23 protein-coding genes are annotated in these 16,930 nt (G+C 42.4%); all 23 read left to right on the top strand.

The window, feature by feature from the left end; translation table 11 throughout:
- Positions 1-3 precede the first annotated feature (3 nt).
- The 23 genes from R7Z50_RS14300 to R7Z50_RS14190 all read left to right on the top strand — a co-directional run bounded on the left by R7Z50_RS14300 (position 4) and on the right by R7Z50_RS14190 (position 16,898).
- Positions 4-1,455 (top strand): DUF3150 domain-containing protein, encoded by a 1,452-nt coding sequence (locus R7Z50_RS14300; protein ID WP_079324384.1) that lies wholly within the window; start codon positions 4-6, stop codon positions 1,453-1,455.
- Between the two features lie 95 nt (positions 1,456-1,550).
- Positions 1,551-3,677 (top strand): VWA domain-containing protein, encoded by a 2,127-nt coding sequence (locus R7Z50_RS14295; RefSeq protein WP_318149136.1) that lies wholly within the window; start codon positions 1,551-1,553, stop codon positions 3,675-3,677.
- 116 nt (positions 3,678-3,793) lie between these two features.
- A complete protein-coding gene (locus R7Z50_RS14290; RefSeq protein ID WP_053409887.1) occupies positions 3,794-4,057 on the top strand; it encodes a hypothetical protein in 264 nt (87 codons plus the stop codon).
- Between the two features lie 113 nt (positions 4,058-4,170).
- The gene (locus tag R7Z50_RS14285; protein ID WP_053409888.1) at positions 4,171-5,334 is read left to right on the top strand and encodes a toprim domain-containing protein; all 1,164 of its coding nucleotides are present in this window, start codon (positions 4,171-4,173) and stop codon (positions 5,332-5,334) included.
- Between the two features lie 90 nt (positions 5,335-5,424).
- A complete protein-coding gene (locus R7Z50_RS14280) occupies positions 5,425-5,604 on the top strand; it encodes a hypothetical protein (protein WP_053409889.1) in 180 nt (59 codons plus the stop codon).
- Positions 5,605-5,673: 69 nt separating this feature from the next.
- The gene (locus tag R7Z50_RS14275) at positions 5,674-6,012 is read left to right on the top strand and encodes a hypothetical protein (protein WP_017190431.1); all 339 of its coding nucleotides are present in this window, start codon (positions 5,674-5,676) and stop codon (positions 6,010-6,012) included.
- 693 nt (positions 6,013-6,705) lie between these two features.
- Positions 6,706-7,515 (top strand): oligoribonuclease, encoded by an 810-nt coding sequence (gene orn, locus R7Z50_RS14270; RefSeq protein ID WP_053409890.1) that lies wholly within the window; start codon positions 6,706-6,708, stop codon positions 7,513-7,515.
- A 10-nt stretch (positions 7,516-7,525) separates the two neighbouring features.
- A complete protein-coding gene (locus R7Z50_RS14265) occupies positions 7,526-7,756 on the top strand; it encodes a hypothetical protein (RefSeq protein WP_053409891.1) in 231 nt (76 codons plus the stop codon).
- Between the two features lie 95 nt (positions 7,757-7,851).
- Complete coding sequence (locus tag R7Z50_RS14260) at positions 7,852-8,580, top strand: hypothetical protein (RefSeq protein ID WP_053409892.1); 729 nt, start codon at positions 7,852-7,854, stop codon at positions 8,578-8,580.
- 61 nt (positions 8,581-8,641) lie between these two features.
- Positions 8,642-9,136, top strand: a complete 495-nt coding sequence (locus R7Z50_RS14255; protein ID WP_053409893.1) for a hypothetical protein — start codon at positions 8,642-8,644, stop codon at positions 9,134-9,136.
- 77 nt (positions 9,137-9,213) lie between these two features.
- A complete protein-coding gene (locus R7Z50_RS14250; protein ID WP_053409894.1) occupies positions 9,214-9,537 on the top strand; it encodes a hypothetical protein in 324 nt (107 codons plus the stop codon).
- A gap of 76 nt (positions 9,538-9,613) precedes the next feature.
- On the top strand, positions 9,614-9,895 hold the full coding sequence (locus tag R7Z50_RS14245; protein WP_053409895.1) for a hypothetical protein: 282 nt from the start codon (positions 9,614-9,616) through the stop codon (positions 9,893-9,895).
- Positions 9,888-10,391 (top strand): hypothetical protein, encoded by a 504-nt coding sequence (locus R7Z50_RS14240; protein WP_053409896.1) that lies wholly within the window; start codon positions 9,888-9,890, stop codon positions 10,389-10,391. The genes R7Z50_RS14245 and R7Z50_RS14240 overlap by 8 nt, the downstream gene beginning before the upstream one ends.
- A gap of 521 nt (positions 10,392-10,912) precedes the next feature.
- A complete protein-coding gene (locus R7Z50_RS14235; RefSeq protein WP_053409897.1) occupies positions 10,913-11,191 on the top strand; it encodes a hypothetical protein in 279 nt (92 codons plus the stop codon).
- 90 nt (positions 11,192-11,281) lie between these two features.
- Positions 11,282-11,590, top strand: coding sequence for a hypothetical protein (locus R7Z50_RS14230; RefSeq protein ID WP_053409898.1), 309 nt, complete (start codon positions 11,282-11,284; stop codon positions 11,588-11,590).
- A gap of 87 nt (positions 11,591-11,677) precedes the next feature.
- Complete coding sequence (locus tag R7Z50_RS14225) at positions 11,678-12,397, top strand: hypothetical protein (protein ID WP_053409899.1); 720 nt, start codon at positions 11,678-11,680, stop codon at positions 12,395-12,397.
- 92 nt (positions 12,398-12,489) lie between these two features.
- Positions 12,490-13,092, top strand: a complete 603-nt coding sequence (locus R7Z50_RS14220; RefSeq protein WP_053409900.1) for a hypothetical protein — start codon at positions 12,490-12,492, stop codon at positions 13,090-13,092.
- Between the two features lie 88 nt (positions 13,093-13,180).
- The gene (locus R7Z50_RS14215; RefSeq protein ID WP_079324380.1) at positions 13,181-13,819 is read left to right on the top strand and encodes a hypothetical protein; all 639 of its coding nucleotides are present in this window, start codon (positions 13,181-13,183) and stop codon (positions 13,817-13,819) included.
- Between the two features lie 24 nt (positions 13,820-13,843).
- On the top strand, positions 13,844-14,236 hold the full coding sequence (locus tag R7Z50_RS14210) for a hypothetical protein (RefSeq protein WP_053409902.1): 393 nt from the start codon (positions 13,844-13,846) through the stop codon (positions 14,234-14,236).
- Positions 14,237-14,323: 87 nt separating this feature from the next.
- Positions 14,324-14,878: a hypothetical protein gene (locus tag R7Z50_RS14205; RefSeq protein ID WP_053409903.1), complete on the top strand. Its 555-nt coding sequence runs from the start codon at positions 14,324-14,326 to the stop codon at positions 14,876-14,878.
- Between the two features lie 76 nt (positions 14,879-14,954).
- Entirely contained in the window at positions 14,955-15,791 is an 837-nt protein-coding gene (locus R7Z50_RS14200; RefSeq protein WP_053409904.1) for a hypothetical protein, read from the top strand.
- Positions 15,792-15,865: 74 nt separating this feature from the next.
- Entirely contained in the window at positions 15,866-16,348 is a 483-nt protein-coding gene (locus R7Z50_RS14195) for a hypothetical protein (RefSeq protein WP_053409905.1), read from the top strand.
- A 109-nt stretch (positions 16,349-16,457) separates the two neighbouring features.
- Entirely contained in the window at positions 16,458-16,898 is a 441-nt protein-coding gene (locus R7Z50_RS14190) for a hypothetical protein (RefSeq protein WP_053409906.1), read from the top strand.
- Positions 16,899-16,930 lie beyond the last annotated feature (32 nt).

Raw genomic sequence — 16,930 nt, 5'->3', positions numbered from 1 at the left:
ACCATGTCACTATCAACTACTACTAACTCGTCTGTTATCGATCATGCAACGGCTGCTACTCAAGAGCTGTTGGATAACCACAAACAACTCAAAGAGGGGTGTGTGATTATCGGTTACGAAATGCGTAACTGGAGCGGTAAGAAGACATTTAGTGAAGGTAAAGTAACAGCGCTTGATTCAGGCGGTAAATCTGTTGAACTACCTGACGATCTAGTTTCACCGGGTCGTAAGTCACTTCTGGATACAAGAACACACCTTAGTTTCTGTAATAAGTTCGCTTCTCGATTTGGCCGCTTGTTCAATAAGTTTGGCGTTAGATTTATGGGTAACCATTTACTATCTGACTCTGCTCTTATCGAGCTGCTAAAAGAAGCTGAACCATTGGTTGAAGAGTATGAGCAAGAAGTTGATAACTTCTGTAGCAAGTATGAACAGCTGATCACAGATTGGTGTCAGTCACATCCGGGATTGGAATCTGTCATTCGTGATGGGTACATGACTGTTGAGGAAGTTCGCGCTCGTTTCCGTCTGCGCATTTACAAACCTGTTCGTTTCACACCACGCGTTGAAGAAGATCTGGCAGATATTGTCGGTGAAGCTGCAGCACAGTTGTTCGAAGACATCGCTAAGGAAGCACAAGCACTCCTTAAAGACTCTTTAACAATCAAAGATGGTAAAGCGAAAGGTTCACGTAAAGAAGAATGTACTCAAGATATTAAACGTCCACTGCGTCGCCTACGTGACAAAGTGTTCTCTCTGTACATGCTTGACCCGGTATTTGAAGGCGTTGTCGATATGTTTGACGATTTGCTGGATAAGGCTCTACCGAACACAGGCAAAATCAGAGGATCGCATTTCAGTAATCTTATGGCTCACGTCATGATGATGACTGACTCACACAAGCTTAAGCTACATGCATCGGGTATTAACCAGATTGCAGCTAAGGTAGCCGAAGTTGAAAGTGAGGAAGAGGAAGAAGAGCAATCAACAACGGCTGCAGATAACGCGCCTCAAGTTGATACCGGCATCGATGATGTTGAAGCGGAATTACTGCGTCAGCTAGAAATAGTTCGTCGTAATAAAGCTGCTAAAGCTCAAGCTCCAGTTGTTGAAACACCTGTTGTTGAAAAACCACAGGCAGTTCAATCTCAGCCAGTTGTTGAAAAACAACCAGTTGTAGATACACAACCTGTTGTTGCAGAACAGCCAGTTGTCGAACAGCAACCTACTGTTGACCAAGCACCTGTAGAAATGCCGGCGCCAATGGTTGAAGTACCTGTCGCTATGGAAGAACCGCTTCAAGTTGAACAAGCTGATGCTTCGTTTGACGATGTGGTTGTTGCAGAAGATGGTATTACAGTAGACCTTGATGCACTTGATACATTTAAAACTGTTACACCTGAGATTCCAGTAGCTGAGCCACAAAACGTGACTACATCTGGTTTCTTCTTTTAAAAAAACCTAACCCACGAGGGGAGTTATACTTCCCTTTGGGTTGTATTTCTCCCTGTGGGTTGACCAAAAACCAAACCACAGTGGAGGAATATCCTATGTCAATCAATACTGCAGATACTGCAATCGCTAAACCAGAAAACCCTGCGTTAGTAATGCGTCGTAAACAGGCACTTATACGTAAGTTTACTTTGCTTCAAACGATGAATACTGGCCGCAGCGTTGGTGTAAAAATTCAAGGTACTAAAGCTTGTACTTCGGGAAATACGACCACTTTGCCGCTAGGTAATATGGAAGACCCTGAGTACTTAGACATGCTTGAAGGCATGATTGATCATGAAAATGGTCACTGTAAGCACACTGATTTTTCAGAGTGGTACAGCATCAACAATAAGATGGTCAGACGCCTTACGAATATCTTTGAAGATGTTCGAATCGAGAAACTTGTCGGGCATGAGTACCCTGGCTCTAAAACTAACTTGTTAAAGCTGGTTCAGATTGCAATTAAACGCGGTTTATTTAGTGCACCATCTCATGAGGATGACCTTGTACGATTGGTTCAGAAGTACATCTTGTACACTGGCCGCTACAAGCACCTCGACCAATACCCACTCAAAGACTTCTCTCAAGATGCTGCTTTTTACCTAAGTCGCGCATTACCAAATGCGTTTCCTAAGTTAGAAGCCATTCTTACTGATTCTGCCAATGACCATTCAACTGCTGACGCTCGTCGTCGTGCGGAAGATGTACTAAAGGTTTTGCAGGAAGAGTTTGAAGACCAACAGCAACAGGAAGAAGAACAGGATCAAGATGAAAACCAAGATGATAAATCTGGTGACTCTGGTTCTAACTCTGAAAATGATGAAGAACAGTCCGAGTCTGATGACTCTGATAACTCAGAAAGTTCAGATGATAAGGGTGAAGGTGATCAGTCTGGTGACCAAGATTCTGAATCTGATGATAAAGGTGATGATAACCAATCTGGCGATTCAAAGTCTGACTCTGAGGACGAAGGTGATGATGAACAGAATGGTGGTTCTGACGCTGAATCTGACGATGAAGGTGACGATAGCCAATCTGGTGATTCAAAGTCTGATTCTGATGACGAAGGTGATGATGAACAGAATGGTGGTTCAGATGCTGAATCTGACGACGAAGGTGATGATAACCAATCTGGTGATTCAAAATCTGACTCTGATGACCAAGGCAATGATGAACAATCTGGTCAATCAAACACTGATTCAAATGATGATGCAGACGGCGATGATTCTGAAAGTCAGTCAGAAACTGACAGCTTTTCAAATCAGGTAAGCTCTCAAGAAATTGAGAAAGCTATCAATGCCGACGACGACGACCTATTGGAAGACATGCATGATGGTATTCGCCGCATGATGGAAGATAAGGCCGAAGAAAACTTGGAAGAATTCCAAGAGGAATACGGTAACGAGTATTCGGCGCCTACAATGGCCTACCGATGCGATAAGTCACCAGATGCCGCAGGCATTCCATTATGGATGTCACAGGCTAGACAGCAATCACAGCGAGTAAAATTGGTGCTTAACAGCATTCTAAATGATCGCAACCGTGTAAAGCGTAGCTATGAAAACTCAGGTACTGAAATCTGTGCTGGCACTCTTTGGGGTGTTTCTGCAGGTAACAACCGCGTTTTCAAAACAGAAACTATCTCTAAGTCGCCTAATACTGCTTTTTCAATCTTGATTGATAGAAGCGGTTCAATGCAAGGCCCAAACATGGAGATGGCCAATGTAGCAGCTTTCGCAATCGGTCAAGCTATTGAGTTCATCAAAGGCGCTGAGTGTGAAGTGCTTTACTACCCATTTTACGACGCAGTTCGTCAAGATGGATATGTTCACATTGCTAAGTCATTTACTGAGCGAATGAACTCTGTTGCCCAAAGAAGCTTCAACGTCCATGCCGACCACGGCACACCGACTGCCGAAGCTCTTCAAGGTGCAACTGCTCGTTTAGGTTTACGCAAAGAACCTAAAAAGGTGCTTTTCCTAATTACAGACGGACAAACCAGCGGTGCTACGGTACAAGCTGCTTTGCGAGAATGTGATGTTATGGGAATCACCGTTATTGGTATCGGTATCGGAACAGGTCAACTGGCCGGCTTCGAACATCGACCTTACTTTGCGATTAATAGTGCGAATGAATTAGCAAATTCATTATTCGCCTACCTAAGAACATACTACCGCGGATAGGCCTCAACCAAGGTCACCGCAAAAACAACCAAACCCAGAGGGGCGACATACCTGACCCCTTTGGGGATCAGTGTGTGTCAATCCTCTACAACCAACAATTCTGTGGAGGAATTATTATGCAAGTGACTATCATTGAGACATTTAAATACGGCGTGTATATGAAAGCTGCAACTACTGTCATTGACGGTCGTGAACAATTCTTAACTGGAAGAATGATTTCGGGTCCTGGCTTTGCCAAGTTCTTAAGTCAATTCGAAGACGGTATGGATCGTGTAACGATTGTTGAAATGTCTAGTTCGGCATTCAAGATGAAGGGCGTAATGAAGCTTGAGAAATCAGCTGTTGCACCGAGTAATCAACGTGAAGAAGTAGTGGCGTAAGCCACTTACTTTTTTCATATCAACTGTTGCCGTGGGGACTACCAAAACTTCCGGTAACAGGAGTTTTGGAGTCCCTACGGGAATTCAATTGTACGATTATTCGGAGGCAACCAATGTACGCACAACGCCAATCAAAAATAGAAAAAGTTCGCGCAATCGCGGATGGTAAGTGGGACGTAGTATTTGGGGCTTTCCCTCAACTATCCACTGCTATCAAGAAGGCGCCGCAACAAGTTCCATGTCCAGTTTCACCAAATGCTAAAAAATCCTCAACACAGTTCCGATTCTTTAAAGATTGGGTTCAAACTGGGGGCGCATACCACAATAAAGATGGCGCTATGCCTGATGGTATTGAGGTGGTTAGCTGGATTGAAGGATGCAGTAAGTCAGAAGCAATGGATACGATCGTCAGCATTTTAGGTGGCGATATTTCCACAGTGTCTGATGAACAAATCCGATGGAAACAACAACAAATGCAGCAAGCTCGTGAGCAGTACTGTGATGAAGAAGAAAAGCTAAAACGCATGAACAGAGTTCGTGGCGTGGCGCAAACTTCTATTCCCGCAGCACAAGCTCCAGAGCTACATGCATATCTACGTAGCCGTGGTTTAAAAGGTGATTTTTCAAAATTGCCTAACACTATTCGCTATCACAACCGATTACGTTACCCAACTTCGTTCCGCGAAGAAGGTGATAACCGTAATCCTTGGTACTCCGCAATGCTTGGTACATTCAGAGATAAAGATGGAAAGAACTGTTCTTTACATCGTACTTTTCTTTCGAATGGCAAAAAGGCGCCGGAAAAGAAAACCAAGCTTCTTATGTCTCCACCGTGGGATATTCGAGGTGGTTACATTGCTATGGATGATCCAATCGTTTACGAAGCAGAAGACGGCCTTGATTTGGCTATCATCGGCTACTGTGAAGGGATGGAAACTGCTTTGGCAATTCGTGAAGCAACCGGCATTCCAATGCGTCCTCACTACTCGAGCTCATTACTGAAACTTGCCAGTGGCGTAGTTGTTCAGGGAGTTCCTAAGCACCGTACTCTTATTACTCTTTGGGGTGATAACGATCGTTCTGGTGATGGTCAAACGACAGTTCAAGAATTGGCTGAAAGATTGAGAGAAGAGGGCTATTTGGTTGAAGTATTCGTACCTGACTATGAAATCCCAGAAGGTAAAACTTCTGTGGACTGGCTGGACGTATACGTAGAAGAAGGTGCGGTAGGTTTTCCTATCGAACTGAGTCAAAGCGTAGGTATCAACGCGTTTTAAATTAACTGCGATGCTCTGTCATCGCCTTTACCCACAGGGGAACACTTTCCCCTGCGGGATAAGTGTTTCCTTGTTATGAGGAAATACACAATGCAAGCTTCAAAACATGTTTCAGATTACTACTTCAATATCTACTCTGCTGGCCAACAGGCTCATGCAGATAAGAAAGGACGTAATGCTAATCCATACCCGGTTTTAAGTAACCAAAGAGCGGTATGGGAAAGCGGTTATGCAGATTCAATGGCACTGGCTCGGGAGGCTGTTATTTAACAACAAATAACACTCACTGTTGTTCATCAACATAGAAAACCAACTTAAGCAAAGACAAGGAATCAAGATATGACTGTACAACGCGCTCCAATTGAAATGACATTTGAAGAATGGTTCGAAAAATTCAAACCAGTAGCAAACCCAACCGGTGACGGCTTCGTGCAAGTTGACGATGTTTGTTATGTGTTTGGTCTGCATGGCGCGGATTTATCGAAAGTTCAGGCAGCTGACCCAAACTGTGTTTGGACCCTTATAGAAAGCGATGATGTTGACTGCGATGAAGATGATGAAGACTACGATACAGTTCTTCTCATCTCTGACGGTTACCACAGAGTGAATCGAATGGGGCATTTCATCACAGAGGTTCCTGCAGACCCTGAGAGCTTCTATGAAATTAGCTACGATTAACCGTGGCTTCGTCCTGACCCTTTTTCCTTATTGGATTAAGGGTTTGGCACCACCATTTATGTAGGACGCATTAGCGTCCTGCTGGTGGCTTATTCGAGAGTATTGAATTCAGTACTGCCGAATGTGTCATCATATGACTCCACCGCGTGTCATGCGCGCTGAAAGAAAAACCATACCCTATAAACTTTTTCATATCGTAGCTTTGCTGCCTTCCACTTCCTTCTTGGATGCCTGGATGATGATTAGTTCTTAGGTTCGCTAGCCAGTAAGATTCAAAAACTCTTTGAAACTGACCGGGCAGCATCAAGTAGAAGATAAGCACTACTCTAAAATCGCTTTCAAATAGGTCACAACGTAACGTTATGACACCCTCAAACTGTCTGTTTGCCAACCACACTCAGATAGAAACCTAGTAATAAAGCCAACTGGCCACAAACGCCATTGGCGCATGTGGTCTATCCCTTATGTTCTCGGAGGAACACATGTATAAATTAATACGAAAACAACCAATCATTGCATTAGTTCTACTGATCGCCCTTATCTGGTTTTGCTGGTCGAAAATCTTTGACGTCTATTCGGACAACGGTTTTTTACCCGCTTTTGGTCTTTTTATCTGTTTCGTGTGCTTTTTTAGAGCATTGACAGAAATGGTTAAACGTTCAAAAGCAAAAGTAGAGTCAGAAGGAGTCGAACATGAATAATGCACAAATTATCCGTTCAATTATTTTTGCTTGGGCAGATATAGAAACAGGTGGTCTGGATGATAAGTTAAAGAATGGCGAACTCGGTATGCAGGTTTATCCAATACTCGAAATAGCAATTCACCTAACGGATGCTGATCTGAATATCATCGATGGCGATGGTTTCAGAGTTGTTATCCACCACCCAGAAGAAGTTCTACAGTCAATGGATCAGTGGAGCATCGACCAACATACTAAAACCGGTTTGTTGGATGAAGTTCGTCAATCGACAATAACACTGGCCGAAGCGGAACAGATGGCACTTGCTCATCTTAAGAAGCATAACGCTGAACCTTATAACATGAAGGAAAAGCGCGGGACAGTCATGGCAGGCAATTCAATTAAATTGGATCGCAATTACCTGTGCTGTCAAATGCCAGCTCTTCACGAGTACTTTCACTATCGACAAGCTGATGTATCTGCCATCGCACTCTTCGTAAGAGAGTGGCGCCCAGATATTGAAGCATCCGTTCAGAAGAAATATCAACACCTGGCTATGGAAGACCTACGAGAGTCCATCATGGAAGCGAAAGTCTATAAAGACCGACTCTTCAATAAGGACGCTGTAGTTTCTAAGTCAGGTAGCACTGATGTTTTGGGTTCCATTTTGTTTTTGGCCGAGGATATGACTCGCGCATTACAGCGATTTGATTTTGATGCTCCTGAGTATCTGAATGATCCTGCTATCCAAAACTTAAAAAGGGACTTAAAGAATTTGCACGATAGACAAGTTGGCCTTGCCAATGATGTTACTCAAGGTTAAGGAAAGCTTTATGTTCAAGATCGCTGACTATGGAAATGACACTGAATGTGCCAATGGCGAAGAGCTAATGGCCTCTCTCAGAGAAAAGTATGCTGGTAAATCTGTCAGTATTCATTATCGCCGCAAATCCGGGATTACCCGGACTGAGTTTGTTGACGTAAGTACGGAAGGTCATGTGACTGATTCATACAACGGCAACGACTTTAACTTGGCTGATGTACTGGAAAAAGCCGCCGGCTAACAAAACCACCAATAATAAACCACCCATAAGGGACACGATTCTCCCTTAATTGGGCGAGTTGTGTCACTTCAACCATTCTGTGGAGGAATGACACAATGAAAAAATTACCATCAAAACTGTTTAACTTAGTCAAACGTATTACGACTTACCTATACCTAGCGGTTACCTTTTATGTGAAGACCCGCGACGTAAACCTTTCCTTGGAGTTAGTCGGTATTAACCGAGCAATTGCAGGTGTAAAGGTTGTTAGATTGATTCGTGATTATCGTGTAGCTGGAGTATTTATGGATTTCATAAATACGAGCTCCGAACGTGACCGAAAGTTAAAACGTAGATACTTGCTTTCTCTTTTACCTAAAGACGAAAGTGTATTGGATAGTTATGATCTGCATGCTCGATATAGAAAGGAATACGATCGGCTAACAGTTCGACCGTTAAAAAAAGCTTCAACCTTTCTTAAACGTCTAATCCGTGATCTGCCTACTTTACCATTTGCTGTCCTAATAATTGTCCTTGCTGTTCCTGCAAACAAAGCCATACAACGCTACCTTGGTTTGACCAAGAATGAGGGGTATGAGCTTATGGGGACAGTTTTTGACATGTTGCATGGATACCTTACGCAAGGTCACTCATTTGAGTATATTTGGCCGTTCTATTTCGGAGATTCAACGAAACTAAGTAGTTGGACCAAGTTAGTGCGTTACTCGATGGTTGCTGTGCCATTTGCGTGCCGCCAAAAAGTGATATCTGACTTTCGCAATCAGCGCAACGCATACCGCGTAAAGTCAAAAGAGTACACATTGGCACGTAAGGCATTAGCGTAATCCATCCTACCCATTGAGGGCGACCTCATTGGGGGAGCTCTCGCTACTTAAAGGCGTCAACATGAAGTTCTATTACTACCCAACCATTAACTCCGCTAAAAACAGCCTAGAGCTTGCGGAAACCCCTGAAATTCTCACTTATGACCAACATACAAACTCTTGGAAACATGAGGATGGCACCTGTTATCAAACAGCAGGTTCTACATTGGTACCGATCAGCAATGACGAAGAGAAATTCGAATGCCTAACAGGTCACTTCCTTATTGAAGTAACAGACCCTTATGGCAAAAAAGGACGTTTCAAATTGCAAGCTGCTAATGACATCGTTGATTACTGCAGCGCTCCTGGCGTTGTATGCGACGATGAAGTAGAAGGGCAGGCACTCGCTGACTGTGGAATTGCTAAACCAGAAATGGAACATAGCTTCATTCCCCATATCGTTTCTTATGGCTTTAATGAAGTGTCTGAAACCAAAGGCACTATGGAATTAGAATTATATGTAAGTGAAGGCGAGCCAACCGGTGAAGAGGAAATATTTCACTGGGAAGTTCTCTGAGTTAATAAACCAATAAACCAACCCATGCGGGACACACCGCTGGGTGTTGTTCCGCTTTTTTCTGTGGAGGAACAACGATGGACATTGAAACACAAGTTTTAGTCGAACTGATAAAAGCTGGTGGTCATATCCTAACGGCAACAATCCCAAGCCTGACAACTTTTGTTGTTGGTAAAAAGATTATTAAGAATGCCAAACTCAAGGAAAATTACCTTATCGCGCTAAATGACATCCGTTATTTGCTGGGTGTTGAAGCTCTCCATTGCAGAGAACACACTGAGCGCGACGGTAAACCATTAAAGCAAACCATTCGTAACGCGGTCACCGCTGAGCGAAACTTAGAGTGGAGTGGTAAAAACACTCAATCTCAAGTAATTCGACGTATTGAAAAACTTAAATAAACCAACTAACCCAGAGGGTAACTAATGCCCTCTGGGTAATTAGTCCCTCTGAAATTTATGTTCGGAGGAACAACAGATGAAATACCAACTTAAATCAGGCCTATCAATCTTTCTAGTCACTGTAATTTTCGAAGACACTGTTCACGTAAATTGCGGTCAAGGTTTTACTGATACAGTGCATCGTTATGCGATCGCTGATTCAAAATCTGTGGCTGAAAAACTTGCTACTGAGCATTTTGAGCGTCAGGGACTAGCTGTGAGAATAAGTGATGGCTTTGAATCAACGCGAACCACAGTAAACAGTCTTATACGCAAAGACGTTCTTGGTTTTGATGCGGGAGTAACTGAAAGTGCTTAATTTAGTTCCGATCGCCAAATCAAGTCTCGTCACTACCAAAAGTCGCGTTTGCCGTGGAAGTTGGCTTAAGCCAACGTTCATTGCTGCACTCAAATGGCAGTGGGCATCAAGTACCTGTAAAACACATAGTGAGCAATTAAACAAGCAGCTGGATGACTTCGATTGGAGTATCCACTGTGACCTTTACAGCTTATCAAGCATGCTTAAACAGCATGTTGGATTAGAGGGTAGGGATTTCTATTCTCGTGTTGTGTTTACTGAAAAGCCGCATGATGGCCATTATAAATACTGGAAGTTAATTGGTTCGAGTTGTGCAACCGGGGAAGATAAACTCCTTTCGTTTCGCCTTTACGAGTCACCGACTAATCCAGACAAAATGGCAATTGTATTTGACACAGTAAGTGGGTTATTTGGGAAAGCTGCTTGGGACTTCGATAAGCTGGAAATCTTCTCGGAAGAGATGTTTTCAGAATTGACCTGGGCGCCTGACTTTTGACCTGACTTCGTGTTCAAAAACAAGCGTTAATTTATGATCGACCTCGACCAGTTATCGTAGTAAGATACTTTTACTGGCAACACAAACTATGAGTGCATTAGCACTCATGGCTTGTGTCTAACCGGTAAAGCCATTCTAAAGTGAATAGGGTACTGTTCGTTTTACAATTGCTTTATTTAAGAATTACCAAACCCCTAAACTCTTTACATATCGAAGCTTTTGCTTCCTCTCACATCCTGTCTTGGATTGCTGAGTGATGTACTGAATTTTGGGTCAACAACCGACGTTTTGACAGATACTTTTCTGCTTTAACTTAGGTTGTTCATAGTAGCCCAGAACACTACTCAAAAAAGTTCTGTATTACGTTCGATCTCGTATTGAACAACTAAACTGTTTGCTCGTTAACCACGACCAGATAGGCTATAAACCAAAAACCATTACCATTAGGGAATGCATTATTTCATTCCTTGATGGACTGAATAATTGTCTTTCCTTCTCGGTGATTCTGTGGAGGAAACACTATGACTATCAATACTCAACCTAACACCCCGGTTGCCTTTTTCTATTATGGAAATCGTTTTCTGGGAGCTGCTAAGGTCGAAACTTCAATCAAAGCTGCATTTGACGTTAATCGTGAATATTGTATTTCTCTCGATCGTGAAAGCTTGCCTTACCTTCCTTACTGTACTCATGCTGAAATAGTGTGTGTCGAACTGGATAAAGAATTGAAGATTGAACCCAGTAATCCAATTTGGAATGCTGAGAACGGTCATAAGGCGTGTCTTAATGCTTCGGCTTAAGATTCGATTATTCATTAAACCAAACCAACTAAACCATAGGGTTGCATCAACCTTATGGGGTTGTGCTCCCTGTCTTCGGAGGACACAACCATGCAACTATCATCTATCTTACCTAAATTCTTTTCTCCAAAAGCTCAACAACCTGTTAAGCCACAGAGAACCGTTTCTAAAAACGCACCTCAATGGAAAGAACTAGGAAAGTTATCTCGTAGCGGTGTACGCGGTATTTTCTACTCAGTGGACTGTACTGTTTATCTGGATACCGGTGATGTGATTATTCTTGATACCAAGATTCATTCACGCACAAACAACAATCGCCAAAAAATCTCTGCAGAAGTTCACAAATGGGCTTCATACCGTGGTTTTATCAAAGCAGGCGAATGTATCGCTATCCGTTAATTTCATCGCAACAATCCCAATCCGGGCATACTTCCCGGTAGGGAAGCTATGTCCACCAACTCAATAAAGTCTGTGGAGGACATACACATGATCGTAAACAAAACTATTGGTAAATTTGAGACTAACCACTTCTCACTGAATACTCTTGATGATTCTCTTTTTGAGGTTTTCGAGACAGCTGAGCATGAAGATTCTAGCTACACACTGACTAAATCAGTGGCGGTTAAAATCACGGAAGATCAATTACCAAAAAACTTCTTTACCACTCACCGTTATTCTCACAACAAAGTCGAAGGGACTGAGGTGTCTTATGGCGTCAACATCGATTCTCGACGTGGCCTAAGCATCGATATTAACTTCGCGTATTCGCTTCATATAAGCCGCCGTCGAAATGAAAAAGGACAGCAACTTATACGTGATACTGTTACTACTGAGTTTAACAAAGTGAATTTTCTTCAAGCTGCCAAGGACGCTCTTACCGGAATAATGGAAAGAAACATCCAAGAGCTGAACCATGAAGAAGAACAGCAAGTACATCGATTTTTTGAGAATAATGCGGCTAAATCTGCAGAAAATCTTCTCATTGAGTCTGATTGTCAAGAATGGAAGTTTCTTAAAGAGCAAGAAGAGCAGTTAACTGCAACTCTCGCTAAGTTAAAAGACCGCCAAGCTGTTCTGCGTAAAGAAGCCTTAAGGAAAAGTTTGAAAGAAGATGAACGCGAGTTTCCAGAAAATATTCAGAAGTTATTCGATGACTATCTGATGAATGTTCCTGGTATCAAACAGCGTAGAATGTTCTCATACTAATCTTTTTAAATATTTGACCACCCGAGGGTAAACATCACCTTTGGGTGTGGTGTTTTCTCTCATAACCAACCAAACCTGTGGAGAACACACCAATGTCTATTGAATTAATCGTTTTAAATGCTGATAAGTTTGTAAAAGAAATCAATGACTACATTGATGGATCTGGCGTGAAGCTTATATTTCATTCGGATTATACGTTTGAGTTTAAGCACCGAACATGCCTGTTTACAAACGACGCTATGATTCCGTCGAAGATGTTACAGAAGAAAGTGAAAGAGTTATTTAAGCAATTTTTCACTGGCTACTTACCTCATTTCAATAATGTAGGTAACACATTCTGGCCTGAGCTAGAAAGCCGCTTCATAGTCAATGTCTACGACAATAAACGTCACGTACATCGTTATAAAGTTCTATCAACCACTAGCTCATTGGACTCGCCGCTGAGTAAGGAAGTACTTGCCTTATTTGGTTATAAGCATAGTTCAGAGTGTAAGGTCATCCAATTTGAGCGTTGCACTGGTGGTAATGCCACAATGCTCAAGACCATCGAACCATCTATGTTTAATGCTCTTATGGAAGACAGCGAGAATTTCACTGTGGAATATAATCCTCAGATTGATAAATCATTCAAGCTGGTTTCCGAGCGCGACTTAGATGCCGAACTGGATGAAGAACTAAACGCAGCGATCAGCTAATTTAAACTACAAACCAACCTAGAGGGTTACACAATACCCTCATGGGTCAGTGTTTCCCTCTTACTAAATTCCTGTGGAGGAAACACTCATGTCAACAACACGTATTTTTCTAGACCGTAAATCAAAAACTATTGTTCATGCCATTGAAGAAGAACGCCAAAGCTTCCGCGATATGCGAGCTGGCCTTGAACCTGAAAAGCAATTTACTTCCATTAGCCGAGTATTACTCAAGCAAGGAAGTCGCCAACAGGGAAGGGGAAACGACGTTTTTAACGAGCTAATGAATGAGGGCCAGTTTGAAGAGGTAACCGCGGATTCACTCATTGTTAAGAAGCAACTTTCTGACACTGACCTGGATTTCGTTACCGGTAAACTTCTGGCAAAACTTGGTATGACGGGTGCTAAGAAATTTGAATATGCCAGAGCGATTATCGCTGCCTTGGATGTCGGAGAATCACTTATAGAAAATACACAATCATGTACGGCACAGCCACAAAGTGAAGACGAAATGAGCTCAACTATTCGTGAGTTGATTCTTGTTGAAGCTAAAGTGGTAGCAGATGAATTTGATAAAGAAGGCTTAATCGACTGGCGAGTTCGTGACTCACTTATTGCGAGATTTCGCTTAAGTGTACGCCGTCGCCTTAGAAATGTTGAAGGGCATAACTTTGTTACCACTTCGGTCAACAGATGCCTGGATCAATTCTTAACGTCACAACCTGCCTAATCAAACTCTCTGTGGAGCAATAACATGAAAAAATTTAACCATGCATTAAGTACTCACCGCACCGTTCAACTGATGCGCGAGGCTATTGATATTACCAAAGAAGAAAAGGGTTTCTATCGTAAGCTATTTGTGATTTCTGGCTTTAATCAAGGGACAATGTTGATGTTGTTCGTTGTTGCCTACTTTGCGATTAATTTCACAATGATGATCACTGAGAAGCTTATATGGGGAGATTCGTTTTTAAATCCGGTCGACCCTATTATGAACATGATATTTATCGGTACTTACGTTAGGGCAACCAAGCGACTTAGTAACCTGATGATTGAATGTGCCTTACAAGGTAAAGCCCCTGAGCCAGAACCAAGCCAGCCAAAATCGGCCGGATTGGTTTTAGTTCCTTCCGCGAAAATCAAATAATGTAAAACCAACCAACTCCCAAAGGGTAACGCTTCCCTTTGGGAAAGTGTTCCCTTTGGTAACAACCAAATACTGTGGGGAATCACTATGTCTATTAAAACTGTTATTGAAAAGATGAAAGAACACGCTGAATCAGTCAACCTTCCTAAGTTTTACAAGGAAGACTTGGATATTGATTTCAGTAATTTGAAGAAGTATGGCAACCGTGAGTACGTATGGATGCTTCGAGAGTGTGGTTCGTTGCTACTTCCATTACGGATTGGCGCGTCACCGTTCTTACTCGAGTACTACATGCGTCAAGATTCGACTGCACGCTTCTTTCATGTCAAAGGGTATGATGAAGTCACCTTTAAGGAGTTAAAGCACAAAGATGTTGAGTCTTTGATATGTAAGCCACCAATTGAATTTGGCTTGATACTTAACTCTGATGACTTGATCGCTAAGGTGAGGAAAGTACTTAATGATCGCAATGTTGCCTCTAGTGGTCTTGTGACAAAGGAAATCCCTACAACACCCACTCATTGGAGTGAATGGCTGTCATTCTTCAACGGTAATAACGACGTCATGACGCAAGTTATGACTCGCGCTATCAAAATGTTGAATGAATTTTCCAGTCGCCCACGACTTTCACGAGTCGCTTAATCAATAACAACCAATAACCCAGAGGGGCTACCCTCTGTGGGTTAGCTCCCTCGCAATTCTGTGGAGGAATTAACCCATGTCAGATAAGTGCGTATCTATCGCTCGTTTTATCGAAGATCGATTCAAAACCAACTATGCAAATCTTTCAGAACTCGCGTCATTTGTGAAGTTTGAAGCTGATGATATAGGACAAGTCTTTGCTTTTGATTTTGTTCCTAAAAACAAAGTGAAACTTAGCTCTCAAGGTAAGTATTCTTTGATCAGTGAGTTGTTCACCGGTGTAAACCTTTGGACGTTGCTCGATAACATTGATGATTTTGATTTAATCGTTGGTAAGAACTCTGTTGTACCAACAGACGATGAAATTTACTGTCGTCCTGTCGTTACTAACACTCCGATTTCATACTTGATCCCGGAAGTGTCGAGAGTATTGAAAGCGAAAATTGCTAAAGTTCGTAATGAGTTGGAAGCTGCAGCAAAACAGCTGGCCAACAATCTGTATATCCATAATTCAAGACACGGTGAGACACACATGTTACGTACCATCAAGCATGGTCGATGTGAGTTAGAGATCCGTAAAGTTCATTTGGATTATGAGATTGAGGACTACGCGAACTTTGACCGCGAGCTTTTATCACTTCAAAAAATATATCAACGTGATGGTGAGTTATTCACTATGTGCTTTGAGTTGAAGTGGGATGGCGAAACGGTGCAGCACACAGCTCTTGAAGGTTTCATTATGGATTTGGGCAAAAACCCATTAGCTCTCTACAAAAGAGCAGTTCGTATGCAAATCGATAATGTGATGCTTTGTGCCCGCAGCAAACTTATAAGCAGTGGAAAAATTCTAAGCCGAGATGTTAAGCAAGATCGCGCATTCTTTGGCTCTTTGAATATTGGCACCAACGCTTAGTACTTACATTTTAACTACCCCGAAGGGATAACCCCTTTGGGCTATTCCTTCATAAATTCTGTGGAGGAATAACCATGTCTTTATCTACTTTTGTGAAATTGTCTTATGGCCTTAACCCGGCTGAATTAGTACCTGTATCAGTGCAACCAATGAATGAACAACAACGTGAGATTGCTCAGGAAGTTGTTTTACCAAAGCGATGCTTTGATAACAGCATTCAATTGGCCATGCATCTCGATGCGACTTATGTCTTAGGGGTGTATCAAAGCATCATTCCTATTGAACATGCCTGGCTTAAAGTTGGTGACACGTACATTGACCCAACCCTTGAAACGGTAATCGGTGATGTCAGTGGAGAGTATTTGTCTCTTATGGAAGTGAAAGCTTCTGAACTGATGGATCTTGTAGAAGCCATTCAACGGTATTCCGGTGATGATGCCGCGTACCCGCCGATGTTCCATACGATTAGAACTTTCCCGGAGTTTTCTCATTTGTTTATTTCAAACAAAGACAGGCTTCGTTTCTTATCGTGTGAATCGCTCCAAACAGCGTCATAACGACGTTTCTATCTAGTAATTAACCAAACCCATGAGGGATGAATACAACTCCCTCACGGGCTAGTTGTGTTCGCTTTCCCCTCACAAACAATTCTGTGGAGGAATTAAAATGCAAGCAACAAACAACAACACTACTTTTTCAGATACACCTGCATGCGTACTAAACGATGTTTATGACGTACCAATGCCTGGTGATTTTGTTGAAGTAATTGATTCTTTTGATAGCCAAGCTCCTGCCGGTTGCTTTGGTGTCATCTTAGGTTTCAAAAACAATTCTAAAGATGAATACGACATTTGCTTTAACCCGACTCGCGCCCCTTGGGGTGGTAAGTTTACTGATGCTCAGATTACTGCAGCTGGTGGCTCAACTTACCCAATGGTACCGACTGAGTTGCTTAAAGCTACGTCTACGGTAATGGTGAAGGAGTTTCTAACCAAAACACCTTACATTCACCCAGTGAAGAACGTTGTTAAGGTATGGACTATCAACCTGTGCGATTACGATCGTGCCGGCATCCGTAGTTCATACATTCAGCGTTACGCTCACTAAACCGATTCAACTTTAAACCATCAACCTAAAAG

This window comes from Vibrio sp. 1249-1 (genome assembly GCF_033340495.1).
This window is presented reverse-complemented; position numbering and strand designations above follow the sequence as displayed.

Bases quoted from the DNA above. Each gene is read 5' to 3' on its own strand.
- R7Z50_RS14300 (WP_079324384.1), top strand. From the start codon at position 4: ATGTCACTATCAACTACTACTAACTCGTCTGTTATCGATCATGCAACG.
- R7Z50_RS14295 (WP_318149136.1), top strand. From the start codon at position 1,551: ATGTCAATCAATACTGCAGATACTGCAATCGCTAAACCAGAAAACCCT.
- R7Z50_RS14290 (WP_053409887.1), top strand. From the start codon at position 3,794: ATGCAAGTGACTATCATTGAGACATTTAAATACGGCGTGTATATGAAA.
- R7Z50_RS14285 (WP_053409888.1), top strand. From the start codon at position 4,171: ATGTACGCACAACGCCAATCAAAAATAGAAAAAGTTCGCGCAATCGCG.
- R7Z50_RS14280 (WP_053409889.1), top strand. From the start codon at position 5,425: ATGCAAGCTTCAAAACATGTTTCAGATTACTACTTCAATATCTACTCT.
- R7Z50_RS14275 (WP_017190431.1), top strand. From the start codon at position 5,674: ATGACTGTACAACGCGCTCCAATTGAAATGACATTTGAAGAATGGTTC.
- orn (WP_053409890.1), top strand. From the start codon at position 6,706: ATGAATAATGCACAAATTATCCGTTCAATTATTTTTGCTTGGGCAGAT.
- R7Z50_RS14265 (WP_053409891.1), top strand. From the start codon at position 7,526: ATGTTCAAGATCGCTGACTATGGAAATGACACTGAATGTGCCAATGGC.
- R7Z50_RS14260 (WP_053409892.1), top strand. From the start codon at position 7,852: ATGAAAAAATTACCATCAAAACTGTTTAACTTAGTCAAACGTATTACG.
- R7Z50_RS14255 (WP_053409893.1), top strand. From the start codon at position 8,642: ATGAAGTTCTATTACTACCCAACCATTAACTCCGCTAAAAACAGCCTA.
- R7Z50_RS14250 (WP_053409894.1), top strand. From the start codon at position 9,214: ATGGACATTGAAACACAAGTTTTAGTCGAACTGATAAAAGCTGGTGGT.
- R7Z50_RS14245 (WP_053409895.1), top strand. From the start codon at position 9,614: ATGAAATACCAACTTAAATCAGGCCTATCAATCTTTCTAGTCACTGTA.
- R7Z50_RS14235 (WP_053409897.1), top strand. From the start codon at position 10,913: ATGACTATCAATACTCAACCTAACACCCCGGTTGCCTTTTTCTATTAT.
- R7Z50_RS14230 (WP_053409898.1), top strand. From the start codon at position 11,282: ATGCAACTATCATCTATCTTACCTAAATTCTTTTCTCCAAAAGCTCAA.
- R7Z50_RS14225 (WP_053409899.1), top strand. From the start codon at position 11,678: ATGATCGTAAACAAAACTATTGGTAAATTTGAGACTAACCACTTCTCA.
- R7Z50_RS14220 (WP_053409900.1), top strand. From the start codon at position 12,490: ATGTCTATTGAATTAATCGTTTTAAATGCTGATAAGTTTGTAAAAGAA.
- R7Z50_RS14215 (WP_079324380.1), top strand. From the start codon at position 13,181: ATGTCAACAACACGTATTTTTCTAGACCGTAAATCAAAAACTATTGTT.
- R7Z50_RS14210 (WP_053409902.1), top strand. From the start codon at position 13,844: ATGAAAAAATTTAACCATGCATTAAGTACTCACCGCACCGTTCAACTG.
- R7Z50_RS14205 (WP_053409903.1), top strand. From the start codon at position 14,324: ATGTCTATTAAAACTGTTATTGAAAAGATGAAAGAACACGCTGAATCA.
- R7Z50_RS14200 (WP_053409904.1), top strand. From the start codon at position 14,955: ATGTCAGATAAGTGCGTATCTATCGCTCGTTTTATCGAAGATCGATTC.
- R7Z50_RS14195 (WP_053409905.1), top strand. From the start codon at position 15,866: ATGTCTTTATCTACTTTTGTGAAATTGTCTTATGGCCTTAACCCGGCT.
- R7Z50_RS14190 (WP_053409906.1), top strand. From the start codon at position 16,458: ATGCAAGCAACAAACAACAACACTACTTTTTCAGATACACCTGCATGC.